A 24,460-nucleotide genomic window follows, 5' to 3' on the forward strand; every position below is an offset into this window, starting at 1 on the left:
AGAATAATATGAAAAAAACTATCGCGATTCATCTTACTTGCGCTGGCTTATTATTTACTAGCTCTTTTGCTGTACAAGCCGATGACGGAGAGTTTTTTGACAGTGGTTTTTTATTTCGCCCTGATAACCAAGAGTTACCTACTGACCTATCTATTTTCAGTCATACCAACCGCGTACTACCTGGACCACAGCAAGTCAAAATAGTTGTCAATGAGCGCAACTTCGGTGATCACACGGTCAACTTCATTGATGCTGGAAACGGCGCCAAAGACGCCGTACCGTGCTTGACCATACCGCTATTGCAAACGGTAGGGATTAAGACTATTGCATTCCCAGAAATCTCCGCTGAGGATGAGAACGCCTGTGTAGATTTGAGCCTAATTCCTGCCGCCACATTTAGTTTTGATAGTAACTCGTCCATATTGACACTTTCTATCCCTCAAGCAGCTTTAGATGCATCCGCTCGTGGTGCTGTGCCAATGTCAATGTGGGATGACGGTGAAACCAGTTTTTGGGCCTCCTATCAACTCTCTCACTATAGAGCCTCCAATAAATATGGTGGTGAAGAGTCTGAAAACTCAAATAGTACATTTTTGGGACTACGGGCTGGCTTTAATGCGGGCGCATGGCGCATTCGCTCCAACGGCACATTGTATAGACAAGATGGTGATCAGCACTGGAACACCAATGAGACCTATGCTGAACGTGACATTAATGCATGGCGTAGCCGTATACGTTTAGGTGACGTAACCACTAATAACCGTAATAGCGCCTTTACCACCAACCGTATTAGAGGTGTGCAACTAGCTTCTGAAGACGGTATGTTGGCCCCTAGTGAACAAGGCTACGCACCAACTGTACAAGGCTATGCTAACTCTAGTGCTAAGGTAACAGTCTACCAAAACGGTAATGTAATCTACTCTACCTTTGTAGCCCCTGGCCCCTTTATGTTCAATGACTTGTACGCCATTCCAGGCGGGGGTGACTTAGAAGTAGAAATTGAAGAAAATGGCGGGAAAATAACTCGTTATATTCAGCCATACTCTGTACTACCTTCTATGCTGCGAGAAGGTCGTTGGCAGTATTCTGCGTCCGTAGGTAAATACCGCGCGTATGATTCAGATTCAGATGAACCATTAGTAGCACAAGCCACATTCGCCCACGGCTTACCCGGTGGAGTTACCGTCTACGGTGGCTCTATGGTGTCTAAAAATTACTTTGCTAACTCTCTGGGTGTGGCATTGAACATGAGCGATTTTGGTGGGATCTCTACCGATATCGTGCACTCTAATGCTAAAGATCAAGAAGGGAAACGCCTAAGCGGTCACGCTATACGAGTCCAGTATGCAAAAAACCTACAACAAACAGGTACCGATTTCCGTTTATTTGCCTATCGCTATAGTTCTGATGGCTATAGGGACTTGGATCAAGTATTAAGAAAAACCAGAATCTACACAGACCCTATTAATGGTCAGGTGTACGACACCACTTTATGGAATAAATCCCATGAGTATCAGGTGTCAATTTCTCAAAGCTTGGGTGAGTATGGATCCGTTTCTGCCTCGTATTCTAAAATACAGTATCACTCAAACGTAAAAGCATCGAACTCGTTCAACATTGGCTACAACACGCAAATTGGTCCTGTGAACGTATTCCTGAACTACAACATGCTAGATTCTGAGTGGCAACGACGTTCACACAACTTCATGCTGAATTTAAGTATTCCACTTGGCAGTGGTTCTACCTATGCAGGCTATAGTTTCTCTAGACAAAACGATGGCAACTACTCACATGACGCAACACTTTCTGGCTCTACCTTAGAAAATAATGCACTGTCATATAGCTTGCGTACCGGTGTCTCTAGGGATGATCGCGGACGCGGCAATAACATTTATGCAAGTACCAGCTACAAGAACTCTATAGGTCAAGTAGCCGCTAGCTACTCACGTAGTCATAAGAACACCCAAACTCAGCTTAGTGTAAGTGGCTCGCTAGTCATTGATAAAGGTGGCTTGCTACTGGGTCAGTACCTCACTGAAACAGCCATTATTGTAGATGCTCCAGGCGCAGCTAACGTCAGACTACAAAGCCACCCAAGTATTAGTACAAACAGCTCTGGCAGGGCTCTTATTCCTTATGCTGCTGCCTACCGTGAAAACATGGTGTCATTGGCCCCTGACTACTATGATGACAACGTTACATTACGTCAAAACATCCAGTCCGTGGTACCTACACAAGGCGCAATTGTCGTAGTGACATTTGAAACAGAACAAGGCCGCTCCTATCTGTTCACACTGAAAAATGATGGCCGTAATGTTCCGTTTGGTGCCGCTGTGTACGACGCTGAAGGTCTGCAGAGAAGTATTGTTGGTCCTATAGGTCGTCTATGGATGACGGGTTTATTAGAACCACAAATCTTTACCGTCAAATGGGGTACTAACGGAAGTGCCAAAAGCTGCGAATTTTCAGTAGACCCTGAAGTCTTACCAGCCTCTACTGACACTGTTGAGAAGGAAATGACATGCGAATAATTTCTGCTGCTTTAGCCATGGCATTAGGCAGTTGCATACTTTATGCACCACATGTAGCAGCGCAATCGACCATTGCGGGCTGTGATATTCATACTAATCAGCTTCCTAACAAATACGACCCTTATGATTCTAGCCATTACAGAATAATACTATCAGGTGGTTGGAGTACTAATGTTTCAGTTCCGATTGACGCAGCAATAGGTTCAACTATCCATAGGATTACAGCTTGGGTGTCGCCAGACCTGAATTCAATTGCCAGCAATCAAAAATATGCTGCCAGGTTTATTCCCTTAGCAAACTGCCCTGCAGGGGTACAAGAGCGCTTCATGCCTACAGGTACTCAAGTTTCCTATGATGTATTTAGGCATAACCTTTCTACCATAGGCGTAAGAACTTATTATCCTTACGTTAATGCCACGTCAGCTCAACCCGGTATGACAGTTAACATATCTACAGCTCAATACAACATGTTGTATTTCCCCTTTGGGCAAGCAGTGGTTGAGTTTGTTTTGCTCAATCAAAACTGGGGGGCAAGCAGCAGCCAATTGCTTAACTTTCCAGCTAATCGTGTAGCCACTACCACTGTTGCAGGTTGGGGTGCAGATCAGCTATTGCGCTATGAAGTGCCGAGCAGTATCCGTTTCACACCAGAACCATGTAAGTTCGTCACTGATAAAAACATGACGCAAGACTTAAATCCGGTCGACTCATCCTTGTTCACCTCGGTAGGCACTACACTAGAACCTAAGCGATTCAGTTTGCGTATGCAATGCAACAGTACTAGACCCAAACCTAAAGTCACGTTTTCCGGCACTGCAGAAAGTGCTACGTTACCAGGCGTCCTAAAAAACCAAGCTACGACTAACCCCGCCTCTGGTGTGGGTATTTTGCTTGAACATATCCCTCCCAATGGATCCCCTACTCCTGTTCCCTTGGGCAGCAGCTCTGGCGTTACAACCCTCGTCAATAATGGTTCTTGCGGTGGCAACACTTCTTTCTGCGAAGAGTCGCAAATCAACCTGCAGGCCAGTTATTACAGTACTGCCGCAACGGTTACACCAGGTACTGTTCTGTCACGGGTGACAGTTACTGTTGAACACATGTAAGTTTCATACGCTTTGTAACTATTCAGATCGCCGCTACTGCGGCGATCTTGCTATGCTTGTTACAAACTTATAGCCTCAACAAGGAATAGGCATGATTACACTTCCTGAGCGCCCCGAGCTGCGGGCAGCTTTAGCGAAAATTATTGCTGAAGTTTGCCGTTGTGACGAAAAAGACTTGCTCAAAGATACTCCTTTTAATGAGATCATTGAGCACTACGATTCACTAGCTATGTTGGAAATTCTGTTGGGTATTGAAGCCAAATTCGATATCACCACAGACGACATGCTCCCCCCCGAATACCGCACACAAGAAGAGGTTGCCGAGCTTTTTCCCAAAACATTGGAGGAGCTGGTAGACCATACTTACAATGTTGCAGCACGCCTAAATAAAGAAGAACAAGAAAAATCGGTAGCCGCTGAAGATGCTGCGTCGACGACCGAAAGTGCAGAACTCACTCCACAAGCCCCTGCTGCTGTGCCTGACCTAACCACAGAGAAATCGGAAGCAGCGCCACGTAAAACTGCTAAAAAGGCGGCCAAGAAAGCAGCTAAAAAGGCAGCTAAGAAAGTGGCGAAAAAGGCGACTAAGGCCGTCGTGGAAACCGATGGTGCTGCACCAGAAAAACCCAAACGTGCTAGAAAGGCAGCCAAAAAAGCGGCAGATAGCACTGCAAATGCCCCTAAGCGTAGAACCACTAAAACCCCTTCCTCTAACTCATAATTGCTGAGCATTGCTACATGAAACGTCGTGTTGTTATCACTGCTATGGGTTTGGTTTCGCCTATAGGCCATAACCCAGAAGATTTTTTTACTGCATTGCGTGAAGGGCGTCATGGTGTACGTCCGCATACTGAACTGAAGCTCAGCCATTCAGTAGGTTGGGTAGATGCTGATCTGAACAAAGACTTGCCGGGCAATCAAAGCATGATGCTAGATAGGGTTAGCAAAATGGCATTGTTTGCTGCCCGACAAGCACTGTCGCAACAACCGCTATCAGCTGAAGACCTAACGCAAACTGGTGTATACCTTGGTACAGGAATTGGCGGTATTAAAGCACTGTGTGATGCTGTAGCGGGTCATCACAACATAGGCCCAAAAATTGTACAGTTGGTCATTCCAGCCGCCATGCCTAATGCGCCTACTGCCCATATTGCACAATTAATGTCATGCACCCAAGAGGCACAAACCTACGCTACTGCCTGCACTGCCGGTTCTGTTGCTATTGGTGAAGCATACCGTCGTATCCGTGATGGCTATGTAGACACTGCACTCGCGGGGGGCACGGAGGCAATGATTCAACCAGAGCTACTTAGGGCTTGGGAACAGTTGCACGTGTTATGCGTAGACCAAGAGACAAACCCAGAAGGTGGGTGTAGACCTTTCAGCCTAAAACGTAGTGGTTTTGCGTTAGGTGAAGGTGCTGCCATGGTCATGATGGAAACACTTGAGCATGCGTTGGCTCGTGGTGCCACCCCCTTAGCTGAGGTTATTGGTTACGGTGTTAGTAATGATGGTACACACCCCTTGCGCCCTAATCCCCATGGCCAAGCGCTAGCGATCTCTCGTGCACTACAAGATGCCAAGATCAAACCCAAACAAGTGGAATACATCAATGCACACGCAACCGGCACCATGACGGGCGATCGCATTGAAACTGAAGCAATTAAAAAGGTGTTTGGTGATCATGCCAAGAAGTTGGCTGTCAGCAGCATTAAAGGCAATATGGGTCACTTAATTGGTGCCTGCGGCGCGTTAGAAGCTATCAGCACCATCAAATCCCTGCAAACAAAAATCTTGCCACCTACGCTGCACTTTGCCCCCGGTGATGAGCTATGTGATCTAGATTACGTTCCTAACAAAGCCCGCCAATTGGATAAACTGGATATTGCCGTCAGCAACTCCTTTGGTATGGGTGGTAACAACGCGGTATTGGTGTTTAAAGCCTATAAAGAATAAGCGTTGTCCAACGACCAACTAACGGGCTGTGCCGCACATTGTGGCACAGCCCGTTTTACATGCTGCTCCGTCTTGTCCAGCCTATTTCTCCCCTCTTACCGATTTTTTTCTTTTCCACACACCTCCTAGTTATCCACGTCTGCTGTGAATAAGCTTGGGGACAGTGGCAGAACAAGCCTCGCTTAGCTAATCCACACGCCACTTTGCACAGGCATGGCTAGAGAATGCTCACCACTCTGCTTCCTCCTCTACCTTGCCATGCTGATCCGGCAGTGCCATGATAAGTGTCTACGGTCATACTGATTTTCTGGTGCCGCACATGCCGTAAGCTGCACCCGCTATGAAAAGGAAACACGATGAAAGCGATACAGTTATCCTACCCCGGCGGTATAGACGCCCTAACTACTACCGAACTGCCTCAACCACCTGCCCCGCAAGCCGGGGAAATTCAAGTGCAACTGCATGCTAGTTCGTTGAACTTTCATGATCTATTGGTGGCCAAACATACGACGGCCGCGCAAAAGGGACGTATCCCGTTGTCTGATGGAGCAGGCGTAGTCACCGCTGTAGGCGCAGGTGTCACTGAGTTTGCAGTAGGCGATCAGGTCGTCTCGTGCTTCTTTCCCACATGGCAATCAGGCCCAGGCTTATTAGCCGACTTTAGTACAGTGCCTGGTGATGGCATAGATGGTTATGCCCGTGAATACGTGAATGCCGCCCCCACCGCGTTCACCCTTTCGCCCACAGGCTACAGCCATGCCGAAGCCGCTACGCTAACTACAGCGGGGCTCACCGCTTGGGTAGCCTTGGTAGAAGACGGCAAGCTCAAAGCGGGTGATACCGTTTTATTGTTAGGTACAGGTGGCGTATCCATTTTTGCCTTGCAGTTAGCTAAGTCTATGGGCGCTCACGTCATTGCAACTACATCATCACACGACAAAGCTGCCCGTCTAAAAGAGCTGGGTGCAGACCATGTGATTCACTATCCATCTACCCCTGAATGGGGCAATCGTGTGTTAGAGCTTACCCAAGGCCGTGGCGCAGATATTGTGGTTGAAGTAGGTGGCCCAGGTACCTTAGCGCAATCTATACGCGCTGCCCGTGTGGGTGGTCACATTGCACTAATTGGTGTGCTGACCGGTTTCTCTGGCGACATCCCTACGCGTGAACTTATGGCGAAACGCGTCTCGGTGCAAGGTGTGTTGGTAGGCAGCAGAAGCGCACAGCAAGACATGGTACGTGCCTTAAATCAGCAAACATGGCGCCCTATTATCGATCGCAGCTTCCCTCTGTCTGAACTCAGCAAAGCGTTCAACTACCAAGAGTCTGGACAGCATTTTGGGAAAATTGCGATAGAGATTTAAGGGCTTTCTTAGGCCAGACATAATCTGACTTTGCCGTCATGATAAGGGGGAGGTAACGACGCAGTTGCTCGTTACTTCCCCTAGCTCCTTTAGAGGTGATGATTCCTAACAGTGGAATACCTTTTAGTGGGCTTGCTCAGCATATTGCACCGTGATCGTCCCGCTTTCCTGTGTGAGCGGTAATCGCACCACCACCACCACCACCACCACCACCACCACCACCACCACCACCACCACCACCACCACCACCACCACCACCTCCTCCTCCTCCTCCTCCTCCTCCTCCTCCTCCTCCTCCCTCGTACAACAACACACTATTTTTAATTCTCAGTGCTACAATAACAATCCATCTAGACGGATTGTTATGAGCAAAATTAACCGACCTAAACAACCAGAAGTACTACGTGCCAAGATTCTAAAAGCCACCCAGGACGTACTACTGAGCGAAGGCCTTGCTGCACTCACACAAGAAAAAGTGCTTGCCCAACTGGATATTTCCAAAGGTGGCTTGCAGCATCATTTCCGCACCAAACAAGACTTATTGGATGCACTGTTTGATCATGTGTATGAAGGCTTTGAAGAGCTGTATAACGATGCCTTGGCACAAGAACCGGAAGGCCCTGCACGCCATATACGCGCCTATGTAATTGCTGCCAGTCGTAGTGGCAGTGAAGAAAAACTCTGGGGCCAGACCTTAGTATTACTTGCCGTAGGTAATGCCAATTACCAAGCCAGATGGCAACGTAGCCTAGAAGATATCGCCAAAGCTGATTCATTAGATCCCGGCAAACAATTAGCCTGCAGATTGTTTGCTGATGGCTTGTGGTACAGCTTGGTCATAGGGCCTGATCATCATATGGATCACGTTCAAAGCGCCCTACAACACATCCTCTCTCTCACCGAGTAAAGCACTCATATGTCATCTCCCTACATACCTCTAGGCATCGCTATTGTTGCTGAAGTGATCGCCACCACCGCCTTAAAATCTTCGGACAGTTTCACTCGTTTGATGCCCAGCATCATTACTCTGGTAGGGTACGCCATCGCTTTTTATTGTTTATCCCTAACGCTGAAAAGTATCCCTACAGGCATTGCTTATGCCATATGGTCTGGCGTGGGCATTGTGTTGATTTCGCTAGCTGGTTGGTTCATCCATAAACAAACTCTGGATGTGCCAGCGTTAATAGGCTTGTCGCTGATTATTGCTGGCGTCATTATTGTGAACGTATTTTCTAAGAGTACCGCGCACTAACGTGCTTTAGAGTTATACCGTGGCCTGATAGGAGACTTGCCCATAAGCCCGTTCAATCACGGCCACCAAATCTTGTATGGTTTTATGTTGGCTTTTGTTCTTCGCCACAAACATAGAATACAAATGGCGTAGTACTGGTTCTGCCCTACCCTGAAAGGGGCTAACCAATAATCCAGTCTCTACTTCGTACTTCACAATACGCTCGCACTCTACATAAAAACCCATCCCTTCTTTGGCACTTTGTATGGCCTGTATGCCGCTGTTGAAATGAATGGCGTTACGGAAGTTAAAGTCTTCTATGCCATTCACTCTAAACCAATCTGCCCAATCCACTTCTTGATTATCGTTAAAAATCAGAGGAAACTTCAGCACATCACGAGGATGGCGAATTTTCTTCGCTAAGGCGGGTGCACAATACGGCATCAAGGTATTGATGCCCAAACGTTCTACCCCTTTTTTCTCCATGAACGACTCACCATACAGTACGGCAATATCAAACTCTCTAAACCGGTCAGTATGGGGAATGTACTCGCTGATGACAGCAAAACTCACCGACTCATCGCTAGTCTTCATGTAGTTTTGCAGTGCAGGGTTAATAATTTTGCTGCAGAACGTGGGGGAACTATAAATGCGCACCAAACCTTCGTCTGCTGCGGTGACTCCCCTAATTCCATCACGGATTTCACGCAGACCTTTTTCCACAGCCTGCAATAACATACGGCCATCTGCCGTCAAGGCTAACGCCCTACCCTGACGGCTAAATAGCTCTACATTGAGATCCTCTTCAAGCTTGCGTATGGCTTGGCTGACAGCGCTAGGAGACAGAAACAGCTCCTCCGCCGCCAGCTTGAATGACTCCATTCTCGCTGCAACCTCAAAAATCTCTAACCCGCTTAAATAGCTTGAAATACGCATTGTCGCCATGCTGACACCACCTTCAATGCCAAAATGGCTAATGCTAGTGGTACAGCCTGCCGCTACACAGATGCCAATATCACCTATATAACGCCTCCCTCTCGTGTGATAGCCACTCTTGCAGCACCAATTCCACGGTAATGCATACGGGGGCTTCGGCACGTACAAACCTGCCTGAATAGACTACCCCTTGATTATCGGCCACCATGCCAAACAGTTTGGCTTCAGGCTGTGAACCGTTACGCGTCACTTCACCACGCAGGGTTAACAACTCTACGGCATAGCCCGTAATATCAATGGGTGCAGCGTTTTCATGGCCAGGCTCATTTACTAATAACTGCGCCCTGAATAAGCTACCCAGCCCGCCCTTCACCAGTACATGATCCATCTCGTAGTGAGCACAGATATCTTCTATGCCCAACACAAGGTCATCATTGCATTGCAGTCTGGCCTTCACGATGCGACCTGGCTCACCCTGTAATAGTTGTGTCGTCATACCCTAGTCTCCGCAGAGACTACGGATGGATGAAACACATGCATCTGGGAAGTGCTGTCTTTCTTGGCTACAAAACCAATCTCTGCCGTCACTAATACTTGCACAGACAAGCCTTGTTTACCGACCACACAACGCGATAAATCTAAATGGCCACCAAAGGTGGTTTGGCTGGATTGTTCGATTAGGCAACCATGACAATGCACCAGTGGCAATCCGTACTGGTCTTCACCCAATACCGCATCACCGGCCAATAACAAACATGGCCCAAACTCGTGCCCAGCGCCATATTTCACGATGAATTTTCCTGCGCTATCAGGGGGAGCTGTGTGGCATACCCCGCTTTCTAAATAGCCAGGCTGAAAAGATAACAAGGCAAAACGTATATGTTGTGCCTGCTGTAATTGCTCCTGTATGGCCTGACTGATGGTCTGCCCTTCAGGTATATGAAGAAGAAACTCTTTTTCCCCATACGCAGCGGCTGTCAAAGCACGGCTTTGTAACATGGCAACTCCTCCTCCGGTGCTGAGGTTATCAACCCGGCATAAACAAGTACGTGTCATACTTTATAAAGCTGGGCAGCCTTGTGAGCTGCACAGCATTACCTGCCTACACACCATCAGTAGGACAGCATTTTTCGTATTTCTTTTTTAACGATCTTGCCATACCCAGACTTGGGCATGTGTTCCCAGAAGTAGTAATGGGTAGGCTGCTTATAGCGGGCAATCCTTCCCTGAATGAAGCTTTGCATTTGTTCGGTGTCTAAGGTAGTACCATTTTTAGGCACAATCACAGCCACCCCCACTTCCCCCCATTTCTCGTCAGGAATACCTAAAACGGCGATCTCGGAAATATGTTCGTGGGTGAGGAACACTTCTTCGATTTCGCGTGGGTACACATTAGAGCCACCCGAGATATACATGTCGGAATGACGACCTGTGATGTACAAGAATTGCTGCGCATCCATATGGCCTATGTCACCAGTATGGAACCACCCAAACTTAAAGGCTTCAGCATTGGCTTTGTCATTGTTGTCATAGCCCTTGAATACCGCAGGTCCACGTACGCAAATCTCGCCTGTTTCAAAAGGCGGTAGCCGGCGACCTTGTTCATCTAGAATCGCGACTTCCATACCAGTACGCGCATAACCGCAGGTACCGACTCGGGCATCTGGCGTGTCTTCTAGATCGTGTAAGTGCGGTGGCAATACCGTGATGTTTCCGGTGACCTCACCCAGACCATAATATTGCACCAGCACCTTCCCTAATTTTTTCAGGGCGTGTTTCTGGTCACTGCGGTACATAGGAGCACCCGCATAAATGACATACTTCAGCGAGCTGTGGTTATAGCGATCTACAGATTCGTGCTCAGTAAGAATTTTCACAATAGTAGGTACGGTGAACATGTTGTCCACACCGTATTTTTCTACCAATGACCAGACCTCTTCAGGCTCTAACTTGCTGCTGGCAGGCACCACACTAGCTGCACCACGCGCCACGTTAACCAACGCATGAATACCCGCACCATGTGAAAGCGGAGCCACCACCAACGACCTAGACTGATGCGTTAAGCCCGGCATTAGATCAGCTAAGTGATTGGTGATCACAAATGCCATTTGACCGTGCGTCAAAATACCGGCTTTGGGCATACCTGTTGTGCCAGAGGTATAAAAGAACCACAGCGGATCGTCGTACTGTACCTCGGCGGCCTCAAACTCGCCGTCCTGCCTGTGGCTACTAAGCAAGGTGTCGTAGCTTAGCTCGCCCGCTTTGGCATCACCTATAGCAATTACATGCTGCAAGCTGGTGGATGCATCTCGGCATGCTTGTACATGCGAGTCGAAACCTTCGTCGTAAATGATGACACTGGCACGACTGTGCTCTGCCAAATAGCTGATTTCATGTTCGGTAATGCGTACATTGGTAGGCACCCATACCGCCCCCAACTTAAACGCCACCCAACAACTTTCAAACAGCTGGATACGGTTTTTAGCATGCACCAGAATTTTGTCGCCATGCCCTACGCCTAATTGCTGCAACGCATGTGCCATGGCATCTACACGCGCATTCAACTCTTGCCAGCTATAGTGCTGCGTACCTTGTAGATACGCAGGCTCGTGCGGCAAACGGCGGCTGATATCCGTTAATAAAGACCCAAGGTTTTTAACTGTGGACAGCATGTTCTACCCTTTTAGTTACACCCTAGTAGGCTGACGTAGTTCGCCACAGCAGCCCCACCCATATTGAATACACCCGCCATATCCGCATGCGGCAACTGCATATCACCCGCTTGACCGGTAAGCTGCATTGCTGCCATCACGTGCATGGACACGCCTGTTGCACCGATGGGGTGCCCCTTGGACTTCAAGCCGCCAGACGGATTAATAGGCAAAGCACCATCTTTGCGACTGACGCCATCCAAAATAACGCGAGCTCCTTGGCCAGGTTCAGCCAAGCCCATCACTTCGTATTCGATAAGCTCGGCAATCGTGAAGCAGTCGTGGGTTTCTACAAACGACAGGTCACCAATGCGTAGCCCTGCTGATGAAAGCGCTTGCTGCCACGCTAAACGTGCGCCTTCAAACGCAATAGGATCGCGCTTGCTAAGCGGCAAGTAGTCGTTCACGTGTGCCACGCCGAGAAAATCCACACGGTTAGCGTGATTAGGCGTGTAGTGCCTATTGCTAATCACCATTGCTGCCACACCGTCGGACACCAATGAGCAATCGGTACGTTTTAATTTGCCTGCCACATAAGGATTTTTTTCAGACTCTTGTCGGCAAAACTCGTAGCCGAAATCTTTACGCAAATGTGCGTAGGGGTTATGTACGCCATTAGCGTGGTTCTTAGCGGCAATAGCGGCCAAAGCATCCAGTTGATCGCCGTAGCGCTCGAAATAGGTCTTGGCAATAATGTGGCCAAAAACGCCCGCAAACCCACCTTCTACTTCCGCCTCTTCTTCGGCATACGAGCACTTCAATAACACCTTGCCCACTTCAGCGGTAGGCAACGTGTTCATCTTTTCGTAGCCTATAACCAAAGCATGTTTGCTTTTACCAGAACGTACCGCATCCAGCCCGGAGTGCACGGCCGCCGAACCGGTAGCACATGCATTTTCTACGCGCACAGCAGGACGAAAACGCAGTTCTGGCACCTGATTGAAAATCAGGGAAGACGGGAAGTCTTGGTACAAGAACCCGCCATTGAAATGCCCAATATGTACGGAGTCTATGTCTTCCCAGTCTAGCCCAGCATGCTCTACAGCTTGAGCGGCCATTTCAGCAATGGTGCGCTCAACATCCAGATTATCCAATTTGCCAAACTTGCTATGAGCCCAGCCTGATATAGAAGCATTAATCATTACCACATCACCCTACACATTAAGGTTGCAACACACCTGAAGCCAGGAAACCACCATCCACCGGCAACACATGTCCATTGATATACGACGCCCCTTCCGAGGCTAAAAACAGCACAGCGGCCGCGATTTCATTACTGCTACCGTAACGCCCCATGGGCACACGATCGGTATAGGCTTTGCGCGCCTCATCGCTGTGCAACACTTGCGTAAGCGGTGTCTCAATAGGGCCTGGAGAAATACCATTGGCTGTGATGCCGTACTCAGACAGCTCAATGGCCATTTGTCGAGTCAGGCCATAGACAGCAGCTTTAGAGGTGCCATAAGCGGCGCGCCCAAAACTGGCGATTTCACCGCTGATAGACGCCAGATTAATAATGCGCCCCCAACCGTTCTTTTTCATGAGCCTGCCCGCATACTGCGACAACAAAAACGGCCCCGTAACGTTGACGCGCATGACTAAATCCCAATGCTCTTTGGGGTATTCCAAGTAAGGAATGGTTTTAGCAATTCCGGCGTTATTCACTAATACATCGCAACGCCCGTACTCACGATCTAGATAATCAAACAACCCCGCAATTTGTTCTTCGGAACCTACGTCGAGTTTGTAGAAATCTACGGTGCAGTCCTGCGCTCGTAAGCGCTCTTGCAACAGCAATGACCCTTCTTCGTTAATATCGGAAATGACGGTGATATACCCATTGGTGGCAAAGGCTTCCACGATGGAACTGCCTATGCCGTTCCCACCACCTGTGATCACTGCTACTTTTTGATTCATCATGCTATTCATCCATTACAAAAAACCGATGGAAATCCAAGGCACCAAGGCAATGAAGATGGTGGTTACCAACAGCACTGCGAGGTATGTCCAACTTTTCGGCATCACGTGATCGGCATTCACTTTACTGATCGCGCTGGCCGCATAAAAACCAATTCCTAGTGGTGGTGCAAACAGACCTATACCCATAGAAAGAATGATGACGATGGCGTAATGCACATCATGAATACCCAGGGACTGTGCCGCTGGAAACACCAAGGGGCCAAATAGCACGATGGCGGGAATACCTTCCAACATGCTGCCCAATAAAATAAACACAGCAATACTGACCAACAGGAAACCCACTGCGCCACCTGGCATATTGGTAAGGTGCTCTACCAAATACGACGAGAACCCTGACTGTGTCAGCGCCCAGGCCATGGCTGTAGCTGCACCGATGATCAGCAAAATGGCACCAGATAACGAGCACGCTTCTACCAACAACTTGTAGGTATTAGAGAAATCCAGGGAGCGTGTGATGCGCTGCAAGATGAGCGCATAAGCAATCACATACACAATCCCGATGGCAGCCACTTCCGTTGCTGTCGCAATACCATTCACCACGCAGAAACGAATCAAGATAGGCAGAAAAATGACCGGCAAGGCATACAGCAATGTGCGCATCACTTGGCTCATCGGTGCTTTTTTCACCCCTTTGAGATCAATCTTGCGCGCTTTGTAAGCACATACCAGAGCGATGGCGACCGTACATACAAAGGCTGGTAACAACCCACCAATGAACAGCGCACTAATGGATACGCCACACACCGCCCCTACCGTAATCAATACCAAGCTAGGTGGAATGGTTTCCGTCATAGCACCAGTTGCCGACAACAATGCAGCCAGCTCGTGCTCATCTGCCCCGCGTTTTTTCATTTCAGGGAACAACGCCGGTGCAACCGCCGCCATATCAGCTACTTTGGAGCCTGAAATACCCGACACCAAGAACATGGCTCCTAGCAATACGTAGTTCAGGCCACCACGTACGTGTCCCAGTAAAGACGACATAAAGTCGATCAATACTTTGGCCATACCGCTAAGTTGCAGTAAGGCACCCAAGAAGATAAACAGCGGCACCGACAACAGCACCATGTGCGACACGCCTTCGTCGATACGGCTCACAATGATCATGCTAGGTACTTCGGCCACATGCACCACATACGCCAAAGTGGAAATACCGAAGGCAAATGCGATGGGAATACCGCAAATCACCGCAGCACCTAACATCACCACAAAGAACAACACCAAGTTCAAGTTGCCCAGGTCGTACAAGTCGTAGGCGAAGTAATCAATGGCATACCAGATCACCGCTATGACTGCTGCTGAGGCCAACACACTGGCCACGCTGGAGCGCTCTATTAACTGTGCTACAGCGATAAACACCACCAACCCAAAGCCCACGGGAATAGCTGATGCTCTGAAGCCATCAGGTACGTTTAGTGCAGGCGACGTCACGGCCATTTGCTCAGAGGCATGTGTCATACCAGGTTCTAGTAGCAAACAGGCAAACACCAACACCACCATCAAACCAAAGGTTTCCAACCACGCTCGATTGGACTCTGACAAACGACCTACCACGGCTGTTAAGCGCATATGTTCAGAGCGGTTTAGTGCCACCACCGCCCCCATCATGCAAAGCCAAATAAATAGGGATTGCGCTAGCTCATCGGACCACACCAATGGGCTATGCAGGAAATAGCGGAACACCACGCTCACAAACAGGATCAACGACTCTACCAGCAGCAATGCGACTGCCAATGCTTCCACAGCACGCATTACTCCTGTTTTGAAGGCTAAGAAACCATGTTTGAATGAGTAGGTAGTGGGCGCTGGCATGACCTCGGCCCCCGCACTCATGACAGGCTCCCTACCGCGCGTTCTAGGGTGCTCCACAATTCATTGCCAAAGGTTTTATGCCATTCTTCATAAAAGCCGGCTTGTCTGAGCTTGTCACGGAATGGGTCTGAATCTACGTCGTTAAAGACCATGCCTTGGCCCTCTAACGTATCTTTGATGTTCAAAGACAATTGCACCAAATCAGCACGCTCATTCATGGCAGCTTGATTAGCGTGTTTTTGAATTAAGGCTTGTACATCGTCAGGCAGGCTTCTGAACTTGTTTTTATTGGCTAAGAACCAGAAACCATCCCACATGTGGTTAGTCACGGATAAATATTTTTGTACTTCGTACAACTTGGCACTTTCCACCAAGGTAATGGGGTTTTCTTGCCCATCAGCAATTTTGGTTTGCAGTGCTGAATACGTTTCGGCGAAGTTAATGGTGGTAGGGGCTGCATCAAAACCCCGGAACATAGACGTCCATAATGGGCTTGGGGGTACACGTAGCTTCAGCCCCACCAAGTCTTCTGGGGTATAGATGGCTTTATTACTGGTAGTGATGATTCGGAAACCGTTATCCCAGATTTTTTCAAATGCCATCAAGGACGAGTTGTCTTCGATAGTTTGACGTACTGCGGCACCCAAATCGCCATCCATTGCGCCCCATACTTGATCGTAATTCTGGAAGGCAAACCCTACTCCAGAGATTTGGGTATTGGTAATCAACGAACCCAAGATAATGGGCGACAACATAAAGAAATCTACGGCGCCAGAACGGATTTGTGCCAAGGTGTCAGTGTCGTTACCCAACTGGCTGCTGGGATAAATACGAATTTCGATTTCACCATCAGACTCAGCCGCGATAGCTTCTACCATTTCTTTAGCCCGTATATTCATAGGGTGGCTAATAGGTAGATTATTGGCGTACTTCAGTCTGAATTTAGGGCGTTTTGAGGCCCATGCAGGCTGAGTGTAACCTGCACCCAAAACTGTTGCTGCGGTGAGTAAAGAACCAGCCTTAATGAAATGTCTACGCGTAACGTTACTCATTTTGTCTCCTCCTTGAGGATGGGGAAACAGACTTCAATAAATAATGTTTTAAGAGGCGAAGTCTGCGTTTTTATAATTTATGAACGAGACTATATTGCCCGCGAAACATAGGGCTAACAAACGATAAATTTTGCTTTATAAGTAAGCTTAGCTAACCTATAGCAGCCCTTAATTCATGCACCTTTCAGAACCTAAGGACATACCCTTAACTAAGGGATAAACCGGTTGACCTGATCGTATTTTTCTTCTGAGCAGTTTTTGACCACCCCTGCAAGATGGGCTTGGCTACGAGCTTTGTGACAGATGTCATCAGACTATCCCCAAGCTTATGCACAGTAGCTGTGCACAACCTACAAATAGACACACAGCTAGCATTTGGAACCAAAGTTTTTTGCTCTAAATCAATAGTTTATGCTTTAGTTATCAAATCCAAAGCGATGTTGAGCCAAGTCAAATGCTGGCCAAGAACCTCAGTCTATCCTGTTCTCAAATTACGAGATTTACTGCCTAGACTGCATGTGATCTACCGTTTTACACAGGCACAATTAAGGTGCCTCACCTTGGGGGGTAAAGATGAAAAAAACCAAAAATTTGCGCTCGGCCAGTAAGACCATGGGAATTTTTCCATCTGGGGACAGCGCTGAACAAGCAGTCAAAGAGCTATCTCATATTTTGTCTGACGACTCAACTCGAGTCATTGTGGTTGAACCCAACGACCCCGCCTTGGAAGCCAAACTAAAAAATGAATACACCCATATGGGGCAAGCGGCTATTTCTGCACACATCTGGTCTGCGGTTATAGGGGTACTAGTAGGCGTTGTGTTCTGGGCCATGCTGTATTACTCCAAGATCCCAATGTTCGTGCATGAAGCACCTACAGCGCTGCTCGGATCCATCTGTGTTTTCTTGCTGATTGGCGTACTCATAGGCTGTTTAGTCGCCTACATGCCAAGCGGAAACAACATTATTCGCCCCACCAAAGAAGCAACAGCAAACGGCAAATGGGTGGTTATGGCCTACCCCATTTCAAGCCGTGAAAAGAAAGCTGCTGTGGCCTATTTTGGCCAACAGAATCACGCTAGAGCATAATTACTTATAAGTGAGTTTCTCCCTCTGCACGCCCTAACATTCTTGTAATGTTCAGGGCGCTTTTTTTTAGTGACTGCGTTATCCACTGGATGTGTGCATAAGTGTGGGGAAAGCCTAGGCATACCTTGCTCAACGCGAACAAATACGCGCCTGTATCAGCACTGGGCAAAAACTGCTCAGTGCCACATTACTCACAATAATTAACATCTTTGTCGTGTTATATATGCAGCAAAAACATGCTTTATTCCCCCTGTATATAACGCGTCACCGTATACTTCTAATTTTCCCTGCTAATTGAGAATTTTATGTTGAAAATCGTTTCCCAAGCTGTGACTGCTGGTGCTCTGAGCCTGGCTATGTTGAGTCCTGCTGCTGCACAAGATGCACAAACCATGGTTGGTTTGGCTGAGTTGGGTGGTGTAATGCACGCTGCTGCCGAAACTTGCGGCACTTACTCCAGCTCTGAATTGGCTGAAATGAAATCCCAACAAATGACTGCTCTGAAAGAAATGGGCGTGTCCGAAGCTGATTTCAACACCGCATTTGATTCTGGCTTTAGCCAAGGCAAAGAGCAAATCAGTGGTGCTACTGCTGAACAGAAAAAAGAAATGTGCGACGAATTGGCAAAAATGAAGTAATTCGTTGAACGATCAGGGAGCAGCGCGTTGTGCTGCTTCCTGAACTTGCCAAAGCTCGTGCCAATCACGCGCATATTGAACACGCATTTCATCTGCACTAATTTTCTTGAACCCTAAGGCTCGCCAAAACTGGTTTGCTGGTTCTTTATGTACATCCGTCTCTAGATGTACTGCCTGCACGGCTTTCTCGCCCGTCCAGCGCAAAATCTGCCCCCACAACAAACGCCCATACCCTTGTCGTTGCGACAATGGCCGTATATAGAACTCGGCTACATTCGCCACATCGGGATTCTGCGTATCTATCCACACGTTGGCAAACCCTACAGGCACCTTATCATCACACAGCAATAAAAATGCTCTAGGGCCTTCTGCATAACGCTGAATGAGCAAATCGGCATCGCACTGCTCACCCGCCCAGTTTTGATCCAAATACTCTTGGTATAGCGCAATGAAATTCGCCCAATGAGAGGTATTTGGCACAACCAAAATACTGTTCAGCATAGGTTTTCCTTGATGGTGGACGTTTTATATAGTGTGTTCTATAGAGGTGACCGCAGTATGTATGACGTGATTTACTCCCAACGATACTCCAAAATCTCGTCGCCTGCGTCATCGAATTCACCTGTAGAACGCCAACCCAAGTATCGATAAAAGCCATAAGACCTAACCTGCGCATCGGCTGCACAGCTAAGGAAAGGCCGCTCTACATCCGCTGCCTTCATGTCTTGCATCACCAAGTTCAGCAAGTGTTTACCTATACCTTGATTTTCATATTCAGGTAACAACGCAAGCACCAGCACTTCACCATGTTCTATTTCGCCAAAGCAATAACCCACCATGTGCTGGTCGTCTAAACACACATAGCCAAAAGACTCGCCGTTCTCTATGCCTTCAGCCCATGTTTGAGTCGTAATACCCAACTCGGCCAACTCGTCACGCGAGAATGCATTTTCACGTGTTAAACCACGGATCTCTATGCATTGGTCGGCATCAGAAGCAACAGCTGCTCTATAATGAATCATTGAAAACCTGTGAATAAATTTTGATTTACCATGTCAAAAAACATACAAGCAGCCTGCGGCGCTGTAATTATAGACAAGAATAAAATTCTACTATTAAAAAGAAAGAAAAATCCAGAATCTAACCACTGGGGAATTCCTGGTGGGAAAATAGACTGGATGGAAAAAATTGAAGATGCCGTAGCTCGCGAAACGCTAGAAGAAACCGGCGTTCACCTCACATCACTCTACTTGCTAGTGAACATTAACCACTTTGATATTGAACACGATGAACATTGGTTAGCAGGCGTGTATTTGGCGACATCCTACCATGGTGAAGCACAATTACAAGAACCCGAAAAACATGCTGATTTAGGCTGGTTTCCGCTGGATAATTTACCGTCCCCACTAACACAGGCTACCCAACAAGCGGTTGCTGCCTACACCCATTACAACGAAACCCCGCCCACCAAACTGGCATAACACTACAGGGGCTATATAGCCCCTGTTTTGCATTTACTCTGCTGCTTGTGTCTCTGCACTCACTACAGATTTCTGATGTAACTGCGATCTAAAAATTCGGTCATAAACCAGATTAAAGAAAAAGGCGAAGAACAAATAAAACGCCACAATCCATAAATCCATAATTAATGCTTTGACTAGAGTTATATTCAAATACCAAGAAATGAATGGTATTAGCAAGAACAATAATCCAAACTCAAATATTATTGCATGCAGCACACGATCTTTTACGGTTTTATCTAACTTACCGCGCAGTTGGTAGATGACTTTATCGTAAAGAATGTTATAAACAAAGTTCCAAAGCGTGGCAACAATGGATGAAACTATTCCCACCACGCCCATAGAGGCGATGGAGTACCCCAAAAAGTAGGTAAAAATGGGAATAAATAGCATCAATGCTATGGCTTCAAACATCAGGGCATGCCTGATACGGTCGGCTAAACTTCTGGCTTGCATCATCAATCCACGTTATACAGCGAAGCTTATGTTATACACGCAGCTTTTCTCTCTACCAAGTTGATAACCATCGCTTTAATAGATATATGAACCTTTCCATCGATCAACTACAAGCGCTGGTATGGGCTGTGCAAGCAGGATCTTTCTCGCAAGCTGCTAAACAAGCAGGACGCTCACAATCGGTGATCAGCACACACATTGCCAATCTGGAAGCCGATCTAGGAGTACAGGTGTTTGATCGCAGCACCCGTATTCCTACGCTGACACCAGAAGGTGAAAGAATTTTCCAAGAAGCGGAGTTCATTCTGCAGCGCCGAGAACACCTCATCCAAATGGCGCATAGCTTCGAAAAACAACACGAAAGCCATATCGTCATGGCCATAGACGAGATATTTCCTGAATGTCTGGTTGGTAAGCTATTACATGAGTTTTCACTGCATTTCCCACACACTGAGGTAGAAATCTACTTCCCGCTGATGGATGATGTGGAAGATCTAGTAGAACAAGGCAAAGTAGATATAGGCGTTTCGTGGCGGCAAGCTCCTAGCCGCGACAGCCTACGTTTCACTCCCATAGGTAGCGTGCCACTGGTGCTGATATGCGGGCCAGACCATCCTTTGCGTGATGTATCACCTATTACCGTAGATGAGCTACGCAAACACAGACAAATTTTGATATCAGGCCGCAATCACAGCTTAAGTAAAAAGACGCTCAAACTATCACTGGAGTCGTGGTATGTGGAAAGCCACTGGGTCTCTATGCATATGGTGATGCAGCATATAGGTTGGGCATTTGTGTCCAAGTACGCCTACGATAACTTCTTACACAAAGACCAACTCGCTCTATTAGAAATACGTGATACCCAACTGCGTGATATAGACCAAAGCGTACATATAGATGTAATCACCAGCAAGAGCAAGCACATAGGCCCCGCTCTACATTGGCTGATACAACGCTTTCAAACTAGTGTACTGCCGTAGTCTTAGCGCACTGCTGTTGCCTTAATGGCTGCTTGATTTGCTTTCCAATAGGCATACAACCCTGCCACCTCATTGGTGCACAGCAATGGCATACATGCATGTAAGTGCTCTAACGACCAATCCCACCATGCCATTTCCAGCAATTGCTCAATCACATCATCGGGAAAACGTTTTTTAATCTGACGAGCCGGATTGCCGCCCACTACGCTGTAAGGCTCAACGTTTTTGGTGACGACTGCACGGCTAGCAATCACCGCTCCGTGGCCTATTTCTACACCTGGCATGATTAAGGCTTCGGTGCCTATCCACACGTCATGGCCCACAATGGTGTCACCCGCTGGTGCGTAAGCGTTTTCAGCGCCGGCGAAAGCTGGCTCTTCTGGCATAAAGAAAAAGGGGAACGATGAGATCCAGTCGTGTCTGTGACCTTGGTTGCCCGCCATCATGAAGGCCACACCGCTGCCTAGGGAACAAAAATCACCAATGCGCAGCTTATCTACATCGTCGCGGTCTGGCATCAAGTAGCGGGCACAATCATCAAATGAGTGCCCATGATAATAACCAGAGTAGTAGCTGTAACGCCCCACCTCGATATTGGGGTTAGTGACTTGCTCCGAGAGCAGTTTGCCTCGGAAAGGACTTTCAAAATAATTCGTCATAATGTGTTTTACTCTATGATCTACGCCTATCCCTTGTGAGGATACGGCTTTGATACCTAGGGCTTTAGCGTAGACTACAATACTGTCTTTAAGCCCAAGTTGCTTACTGTATTCCTATTTCTTTCTCTGCACACCTATTAGCTATGTTCACAGGTATAGTTCAAGGCAAAGCACGCATTGCCACCCTTAAAGATCACAATGGTCTACGCACTCTAGAACTAGAGTTTCCTGCCGGTTTCTGCGAAGGGCTGGAAATTGGCGCTAGCGTCTCGGTGGATGGCGTCTGTCTGACCGTTACCGAATTACTTTCTGACACCATGGCATCCTTTGATGTCATGTTGCAAAGTCTGAACATCACCACGTTGTCGCAGTACCAAGAAGGCACCTTGGTCAACGTAGAGCGCGCCGCCAAAGACGGTGCTGAAATAGGTGGCCACCCGTTGTCTGGACATGTGGATTTCGTAGGTACCATCAACCTCATCCAGATTTTTGATGACAACAAACAGGTGCGCTTCAGTGTGCCGCCAGAGTTCTGCCGCTATATTTTTGCCAAAGGCTATATCGCGATTAATGGTGCGAGCCTCACCGTATCCGAGGTCAACAAACAAGAAAACTGGTTTGAGGTCTGGCTCATTCCAGAAACCCGCCGTGTGACCACGCTAGAAGACAAAGACGTGAACGACACCGTCAATATTGAAATAGAACGCGGCACCCAAGTGGTGGTAGATACCATTCGCGACAGCATTCAAGAAAGCCTGGGCAGCTTGCAACCTTTGTTAGAAAAGCTGCTGCAATCCCAAGGGATCTCGCTGGAAGAACAGTTATTCAGCCAGCAACTACAGCGCCTAAACCAATCTACCAAACCCTAAGCTCTGCAGCACCGCCTAAGCTTACATACATCCTGCCATCATCACGAGGCAGGATGTTTCTTTTCAGACTGTCGCACCAGCGCCCACACCATCACCAACGCAGCCAACATAATTCCCACGGCAGACCAAGATACGGCACTAAACGCCTTATCGAAGGCCTGTAACGCAGCGTGCAGCAACGGTTGAGCGGATTCCGCGGGCATATTGCCAATCAAATAACGCACCTCATCCAAGCTATCCACAGCACTAGGCAAATTCATACTGTTGGCGGTGGCCAGCATATAGGCACTGTAGACGGCAGACATCACACTGCCCATCACCGCCACACCCATAGCGCCACCCAGTTCATAGGATATTTCTTCTAGTGAACCCACCATACCCACCTGATTAGCCGGTGCTTGCTCTAACACCGCATACGAAGCTGTGGTCATGGCAGCACTTAATCCGCACCCCAACAAAATCAAGCTGGCGGCTCGTGGCCACGTACCCATATCATGCAGACTAGCAAAGCAAGTCATACCAACCAATGACAGCAAGATCGCCAACACCAACAAACGTTGGTACGGCAGATAGCGCATGGCATAACCGCTTAATGGCCCCGCTAATAATGCCGAGATAGGCAACGGTAGCAACACCAAGGCAGCATTAAAAGGGGAATGCTCTAACACCAACTGCAACTGCTGCGTAAAGGCGAACTCTACACCCGACAATGTAACGGTGCTTAAGAAGGCTGTAATCACCCCTGCGCTAAATAGCGGATTTTTAAAAATAGCGAAACTTAGTAGCGGATAAGGGCCATGCAGTTGCCTGTGAGTAAACCACCCCAAAAACACAAACGCCATGACCACACTGCCCCAAAAATAAGCCCATGAGGTATTGGGCAACGCGGCTTCTTTCAATGCACTGACAGCAGCAATTAAGCCCACCATCACCAACAATGAACTGTAGCCATCCCATTTCTTATGGGTAGGTGCAGGTTTTTGTTTGGGAACTACCCAGATACTCACCACCAAAGTAAGTACCACAATGGGCACATTAATCAGAAATACTGATCCCCACCAGAAGTACTCCAACAAGATACCGCCCACCACAGGCCCCATCGCCGCTCCACCGGCTGCAATGGATGACCACACGCCAATGGCTAACGAGCGCTCTTTTTCATCGGTAAACACATCACGAATAATCGCTAATGTTGCGGGCATCATCATTGCCGCCCCCAACCCTAAAGCTGCTCGCGCAATAATTAATACCAAAGAAGACGGCGAGAAAGCAGCCCACAGCGAGGCCAGACCAAACACCACCAAGCCACTCATGAACATACGACGGTGGCCTATGTGATCCCCTAGCGACCCCATCCCCAACAGCAAGCCTGCCACCACCAAGGAATAAGCATTCACAATCCACAACTTTTCACTGGTGGTGGTATGTAATGCCGCGCTTAAGGAGGGCAAGGCGGTGTACAACACCGTAATATCCACCACAATCAACAATAACGCACTGGCTACTGCCACCAATGTGAGCCAACGATAGCGATACGGTACTGCACTGTTTTCTGACAGCATACTTTCCT

At 48.0% G+C, this 24,460-nt stretch carries 26 protein-coding genes; 12 read left to right on the top strand and 14 right to left on the bottom strand.

The window, feature by feature from the left end; translation table 11 throughout:
• Window positions 1-8: 8 nt before the first annotated feature.
• From ACLO87_RS15080 to ACLO87_RS15100, 5 genes are all read left to right on the top strand, one after another.
• On the top strand, window positions 9-2,531 hold the full coding sequence (locus tag ACLO87_RS15080) for a fimbria/pilus outer membrane usher protein (protein WP_430224148.1): 2,523 nt from the start codon (window positions 9-11) through the stop codon (window positions 2,529-2,531).
• Window positions 2,522-3,637 carry a fimbrial protein gene (locus ACLO87_RS15085; RefSeq protein ID WP_430224149.1) on the top strand — a complete coding sequence of 372 codons (1,116 nt, stop codon included), beginning with the start codon at window positions 2,522-2,524 and terminating at the stop codon, window positions 3,635-3,637. The genes ACLO87_RS15080 and ACLO87_RS15085 overlap by 10 nt, the downstream gene beginning before the upstream one ends.
• 91 nt (window positions 3,638-3,728) lie before the next feature.
• The gene (locus ACLO87_RS15090) at window positions 3,729-4,358 is read left to right on the top strand and encodes an acyl carrier protein (RefSeq protein ID WP_430224150.1); all 630 of its coding nucleotides are present in this window, start codon (window positions 3,729-3,731) and stop codon (window positions 4,356-4,358) included.
• A 17-nt stretch (window positions 4,359-4,375) separates the two neighbouring features.
• Window positions 4,376-5,593: a beta-ketoacyl-[acyl-carrier-protein] synthase family protein gene (locus ACLO87_RS15095; RefSeq protein ID WP_430224151.1), complete on the top strand. Its 1,218-nt coding sequence runs from the start codon at window positions 4,376-4,378 to the stop codon at window positions 5,591-5,593.
• Between the two features lie 356 nt (window positions 5,594-5,949).
• Window positions 5,950-6,957: a zinc-dependent alcohol dehydrogenase family protein gene (locus ACLO87_RS15100; protein ID WP_135866673.1), complete on the top strand. Its 1,008-nt coding sequence runs from the start codon at window positions 5,950-5,952 to the stop codon at window positions 6,955-6,957.
• Window positions 6,958-7,093: 136 nt separating this feature from the next.
• Here the strand turns inward: ACLO87_RS15100 and ACLO87_RS15105 are convergent, their stop codons facing one another.
• Complete coding sequence (locus tag ACLO87_RS15105) at window positions 7,094-7,270, bottom strand: hypothetical protein (RefSeq protein ID WP_430224152.1); 177 nt, start codon at window positions 7,268-7,270, stop codon at window positions 7,094-7,096.
• A 51-nt stretch (window positions 7,271-7,321) separates the two neighbouring features.
• On the opposite strand from ACLO87_RS15105, the gene ACLO87_RS15110 reads away from it, so the two are divergent.
• Together ACLO87_RS15110 and ACLO87_RS15115 are read left to right on the top strand one after the other, a co-directional pair.
• Window positions 7,322-7,864: a TetR/AcrR family transcriptional regulator gene (locus tag ACLO87_RS15110; RefSeq protein WP_135866998.1), complete on the top strand. Its 543-nt coding sequence runs from the start codon at window positions 7,322-7,324 to the stop codon at window positions 7,862-7,864.
• Window positions 7,865-7,873: 9 nt separating this feature from the next.
• Complete coding sequence (locus tag ACLO87_RS15115) at window positions 7,874-8,209, top strand: SMR family transporter (RefSeq protein WP_135866996.1); 336 nt, start codon at window positions 7,874-7,876, stop codon at window positions 8,207-8,209.
• A 12-nt stretch (window positions 8,210-8,221) separates the two neighbouring features.
• Here ACLO87_RS15115 and ACLO87_RS15120 read toward each other — a convergent pair whose 3' ends face one another.
• The 8 genes from ACLO87_RS15120 to ACLO87_RS15155 form a co-directional block, all read right to left on the bottom strand.
• Window positions 8,222-9,133 carry a LysR family transcriptional regulator gene (locus ACLO87_RS15120; protein ID WP_135866994.1) on the bottom strand — a complete coding sequence of 304 codons (912 nt, stop codon included), beginning with the start codon at window positions 9,131-9,133 and terminating at the stop codon, window positions 8,222-8,224.
• A 70-nt stretch (window positions 9,134-9,203) separates the two neighbouring features.
• Window positions 9,204-9,620, bottom strand: coding sequence for a PPC domain-containing DNA-binding protein (locus ACLO87_RS15125; RefSeq protein ID WP_135866992.1), 417 nt, complete (start codon window positions 9,618-9,620; stop codon window positions 9,204-9,206).
• Window positions 9,617-10,123 carry a PPC domain-containing DNA-binding protein gene (locus ACLO87_RS15130; protein WP_430224153.1) on the bottom strand — a complete coding sequence of 169 codons (507 nt, stop codon included), beginning with the start codon at window positions 10,121-10,123 and terminating at the stop codon, window positions 9,617-9,619. The genes ACLO87_RS15125 and ACLO87_RS15130 overlap by 4 nt, the downstream gene beginning before the upstream one ends.
• A gap of 113 nt (window positions 10,124-10,236) precedes the next feature.
• The gene (locus ACLO87_RS15135; RefSeq protein ID WP_430224154.1) at window positions 10,237-11,796 is read right to left on the bottom strand and encodes an acyl-CoA synthetase; all 1,560 of its coding nucleotides are present in this window, start codon (window positions 11,794-11,796) and stop codon (window positions 10,237-10,239) included.
• A gap of 11 nt (window positions 11,797-11,807) precedes the next feature.
• Entirely contained in the window at window positions 11,808-12,977 is a 1,170-nt protein-coding gene (locus tag ACLO87_RS15140) for an acetyl-CoA acetyltransferase (RefSeq protein WP_430224155.1), read from the bottom strand.
• 19 nt (window positions 12,978-12,996) lie between these two features.
• Window positions 12,997-13,755, bottom strand: a complete 759-nt coding sequence (locus ACLO87_RS15145; protein ID WP_430224156.1) for an SDR family NAD(P)-dependent oxidoreductase — start codon at window positions 13,753-13,755, stop codon at window positions 12,997-12,999.
• A gap of 12 nt (window positions 13,756-13,767) precedes the next feature.
• Window positions 13,768-15,648 carry a TRAP transporter large permease gene (locus ACLO87_RS15150; protein ID WP_135865293.1) on the bottom strand — a complete coding sequence of 627 codons (1,881 nt, stop codon included), beginning with the start codon at window positions 15,646-15,648 and terminating at the stop codon, window positions 13,768-13,770.
• Entirely contained in the window at window positions 15,645-16,679 is a 1,035-nt protein-coding gene (locus ACLO87_RS15155; protein WP_430224157.1) for a TRAP transporter substrate-binding protein, read from the bottom strand. Before ACLO87_RS15155 ends, ACLO87_RS15150 begins: the two co-directional genes overlap by 4 nt.
• 573 nt (window positions 16,680-17,252) lie before the next feature.
• Between ACLO87_RS15155 and ACLO87_RS15160 the strand changes: the two genes are divergently transcribed.
• On the top strand, window positions 17,253-17,768 hold the full coding sequence (locus ACLO87_RS15160; RefSeq protein WP_135865289.1) for a hypothetical protein: 516 nt from the start codon (window positions 17,253-17,255) through the stop codon (window positions 17,766-17,768).
• Between the two features lie 305 nt (window positions 17,769-18,073).
• Window positions 18,074-18,406, top strand: coding sequence for a hypothetical protein (locus ACLO87_RS15165; RefSeq protein WP_135865287.1), 333 nt, complete (start codon window positions 18,074-18,076; stop codon window positions 18,404-18,406).
• A 12-nt stretch (window positions 18,407-18,418) separates the two neighbouring features.
• Here ACLO87_RS15165 and ACLO87_RS15170 read toward each other — a convergent pair whose 3' ends face one another.
• Window positions 18,419-18,907, bottom strand: coding sequence for a GNAT family N-acetyltransferase (locus ACLO87_RS15170; RefSeq protein ID WP_135865286.1), 489 nt, complete (start codon window positions 18,905-18,907; stop codon window positions 18,419-18,421).
• A 71-nt stretch (window positions 18,908-18,978) separates the two neighbouring features.
• Complete coding sequence (locus ACLO87_RS15175) at window positions 18,979-19,428, bottom strand: GNAT family N-acetyltransferase (protein ID WP_135865284.1); 450 nt, start codon at window positions 19,426-19,428, stop codon at window positions 18,979-18,981.
• A gap of 30 nt (window positions 19,429-19,458) precedes the next feature.
• Between ACLO87_RS15175 and ACLO87_RS15180 the strand changes: the two genes are divergently transcribed.
• Window positions 19,459-19,887: an NUDIX hydrolase gene (locus ACLO87_RS15180; protein WP_430224158.1), complete on the top strand. Its 429-nt coding sequence runs from the start codon at window positions 19,459-19,461 to the stop codon at window positions 19,885-19,887.
• A 33-nt stretch (window positions 19,888-19,920) separates the two neighbouring features.
• Here ACLO87_RS15180 and ACLO87_RS15185 read toward each other — a convergent pair whose 3' ends face one another.
• Complete coding sequence (locus ACLO87_RS15185) at window positions 19,921-20,382, bottom strand: PACE efflux transporter (RefSeq protein ID WP_135864182.1); 462 nt, start codon at window positions 20,380-20,382, stop codon at window positions 19,921-19,923.
• A gap of 86 nt (window positions 20,383-20,468) precedes the next feature.
• Between ACLO87_RS15185 and ACLO87_RS15190 the strand changes: the two genes are divergently transcribed.
• Window positions 20,469-21,362, top strand: a complete 894-nt coding sequence (locus ACLO87_RS15190) for a LysR family transcriptional regulator (protein ID WP_135864161.1) — start codon at window positions 20,469-20,471, stop codon at window positions 21,360-21,362.
• Window positions 21,363-21,364: 2 nt separating this feature from the next.
• Here ACLO87_RS15190 and catB read toward each other — a convergent pair whose 3' ends face one another.
• Complete coding sequence (catB, locus tag ACLO87_RS15195) at window positions 21,365-22,021, bottom strand: type B chloramphenicol O-acetyltransferase (protein ID WP_135864163.1); 657 nt, start codon at window positions 22,019-22,021, stop codon at window positions 21,365-21,367.
• Between the two features lie 143 nt (window positions 22,022-22,164).
• Between catB and ACLO87_RS15200 the strand changes: the two genes are divergently transcribed.
• The gene (locus ACLO87_RS15200) at window positions 22,165-22,890 is read left to right on the top strand and encodes a riboflavin synthase subunit alpha (RefSeq protein ID WP_430224159.1); all 726 of its coding nucleotides are present in this window, start codon (window positions 22,165-22,167) and stop codon (window positions 22,888-22,890) included.
• A 41-nt stretch (window positions 22,891-22,931) separates the two neighbouring features.
• Here the strand turns inward: ACLO87_RS15200 and ACLO87_RS15205 are convergent, their stop codons facing one another.
• Window positions 22,932-24,452, bottom strand: coding sequence for an MFS transporter (locus tag ACLO87_RS15205; RefSeq protein WP_430224160.1), 1,521 nt, complete (start codon window positions 24,450-24,452; stop codon window positions 22,932-22,934).
• Window positions 24,453-24,460 lie beyond the last annotated feature (8 nt).

It is taken from the genome of Paenalcaligenes sp. Me52 (assembly GCF_050487965.1).
Taxonomy (GTDB): domain Bacteria; phylum Pseudomonadota; class Gammaproteobacteria; order Burkholderiales; family Burkholderiaceae_B; genus Paenalcaligenes.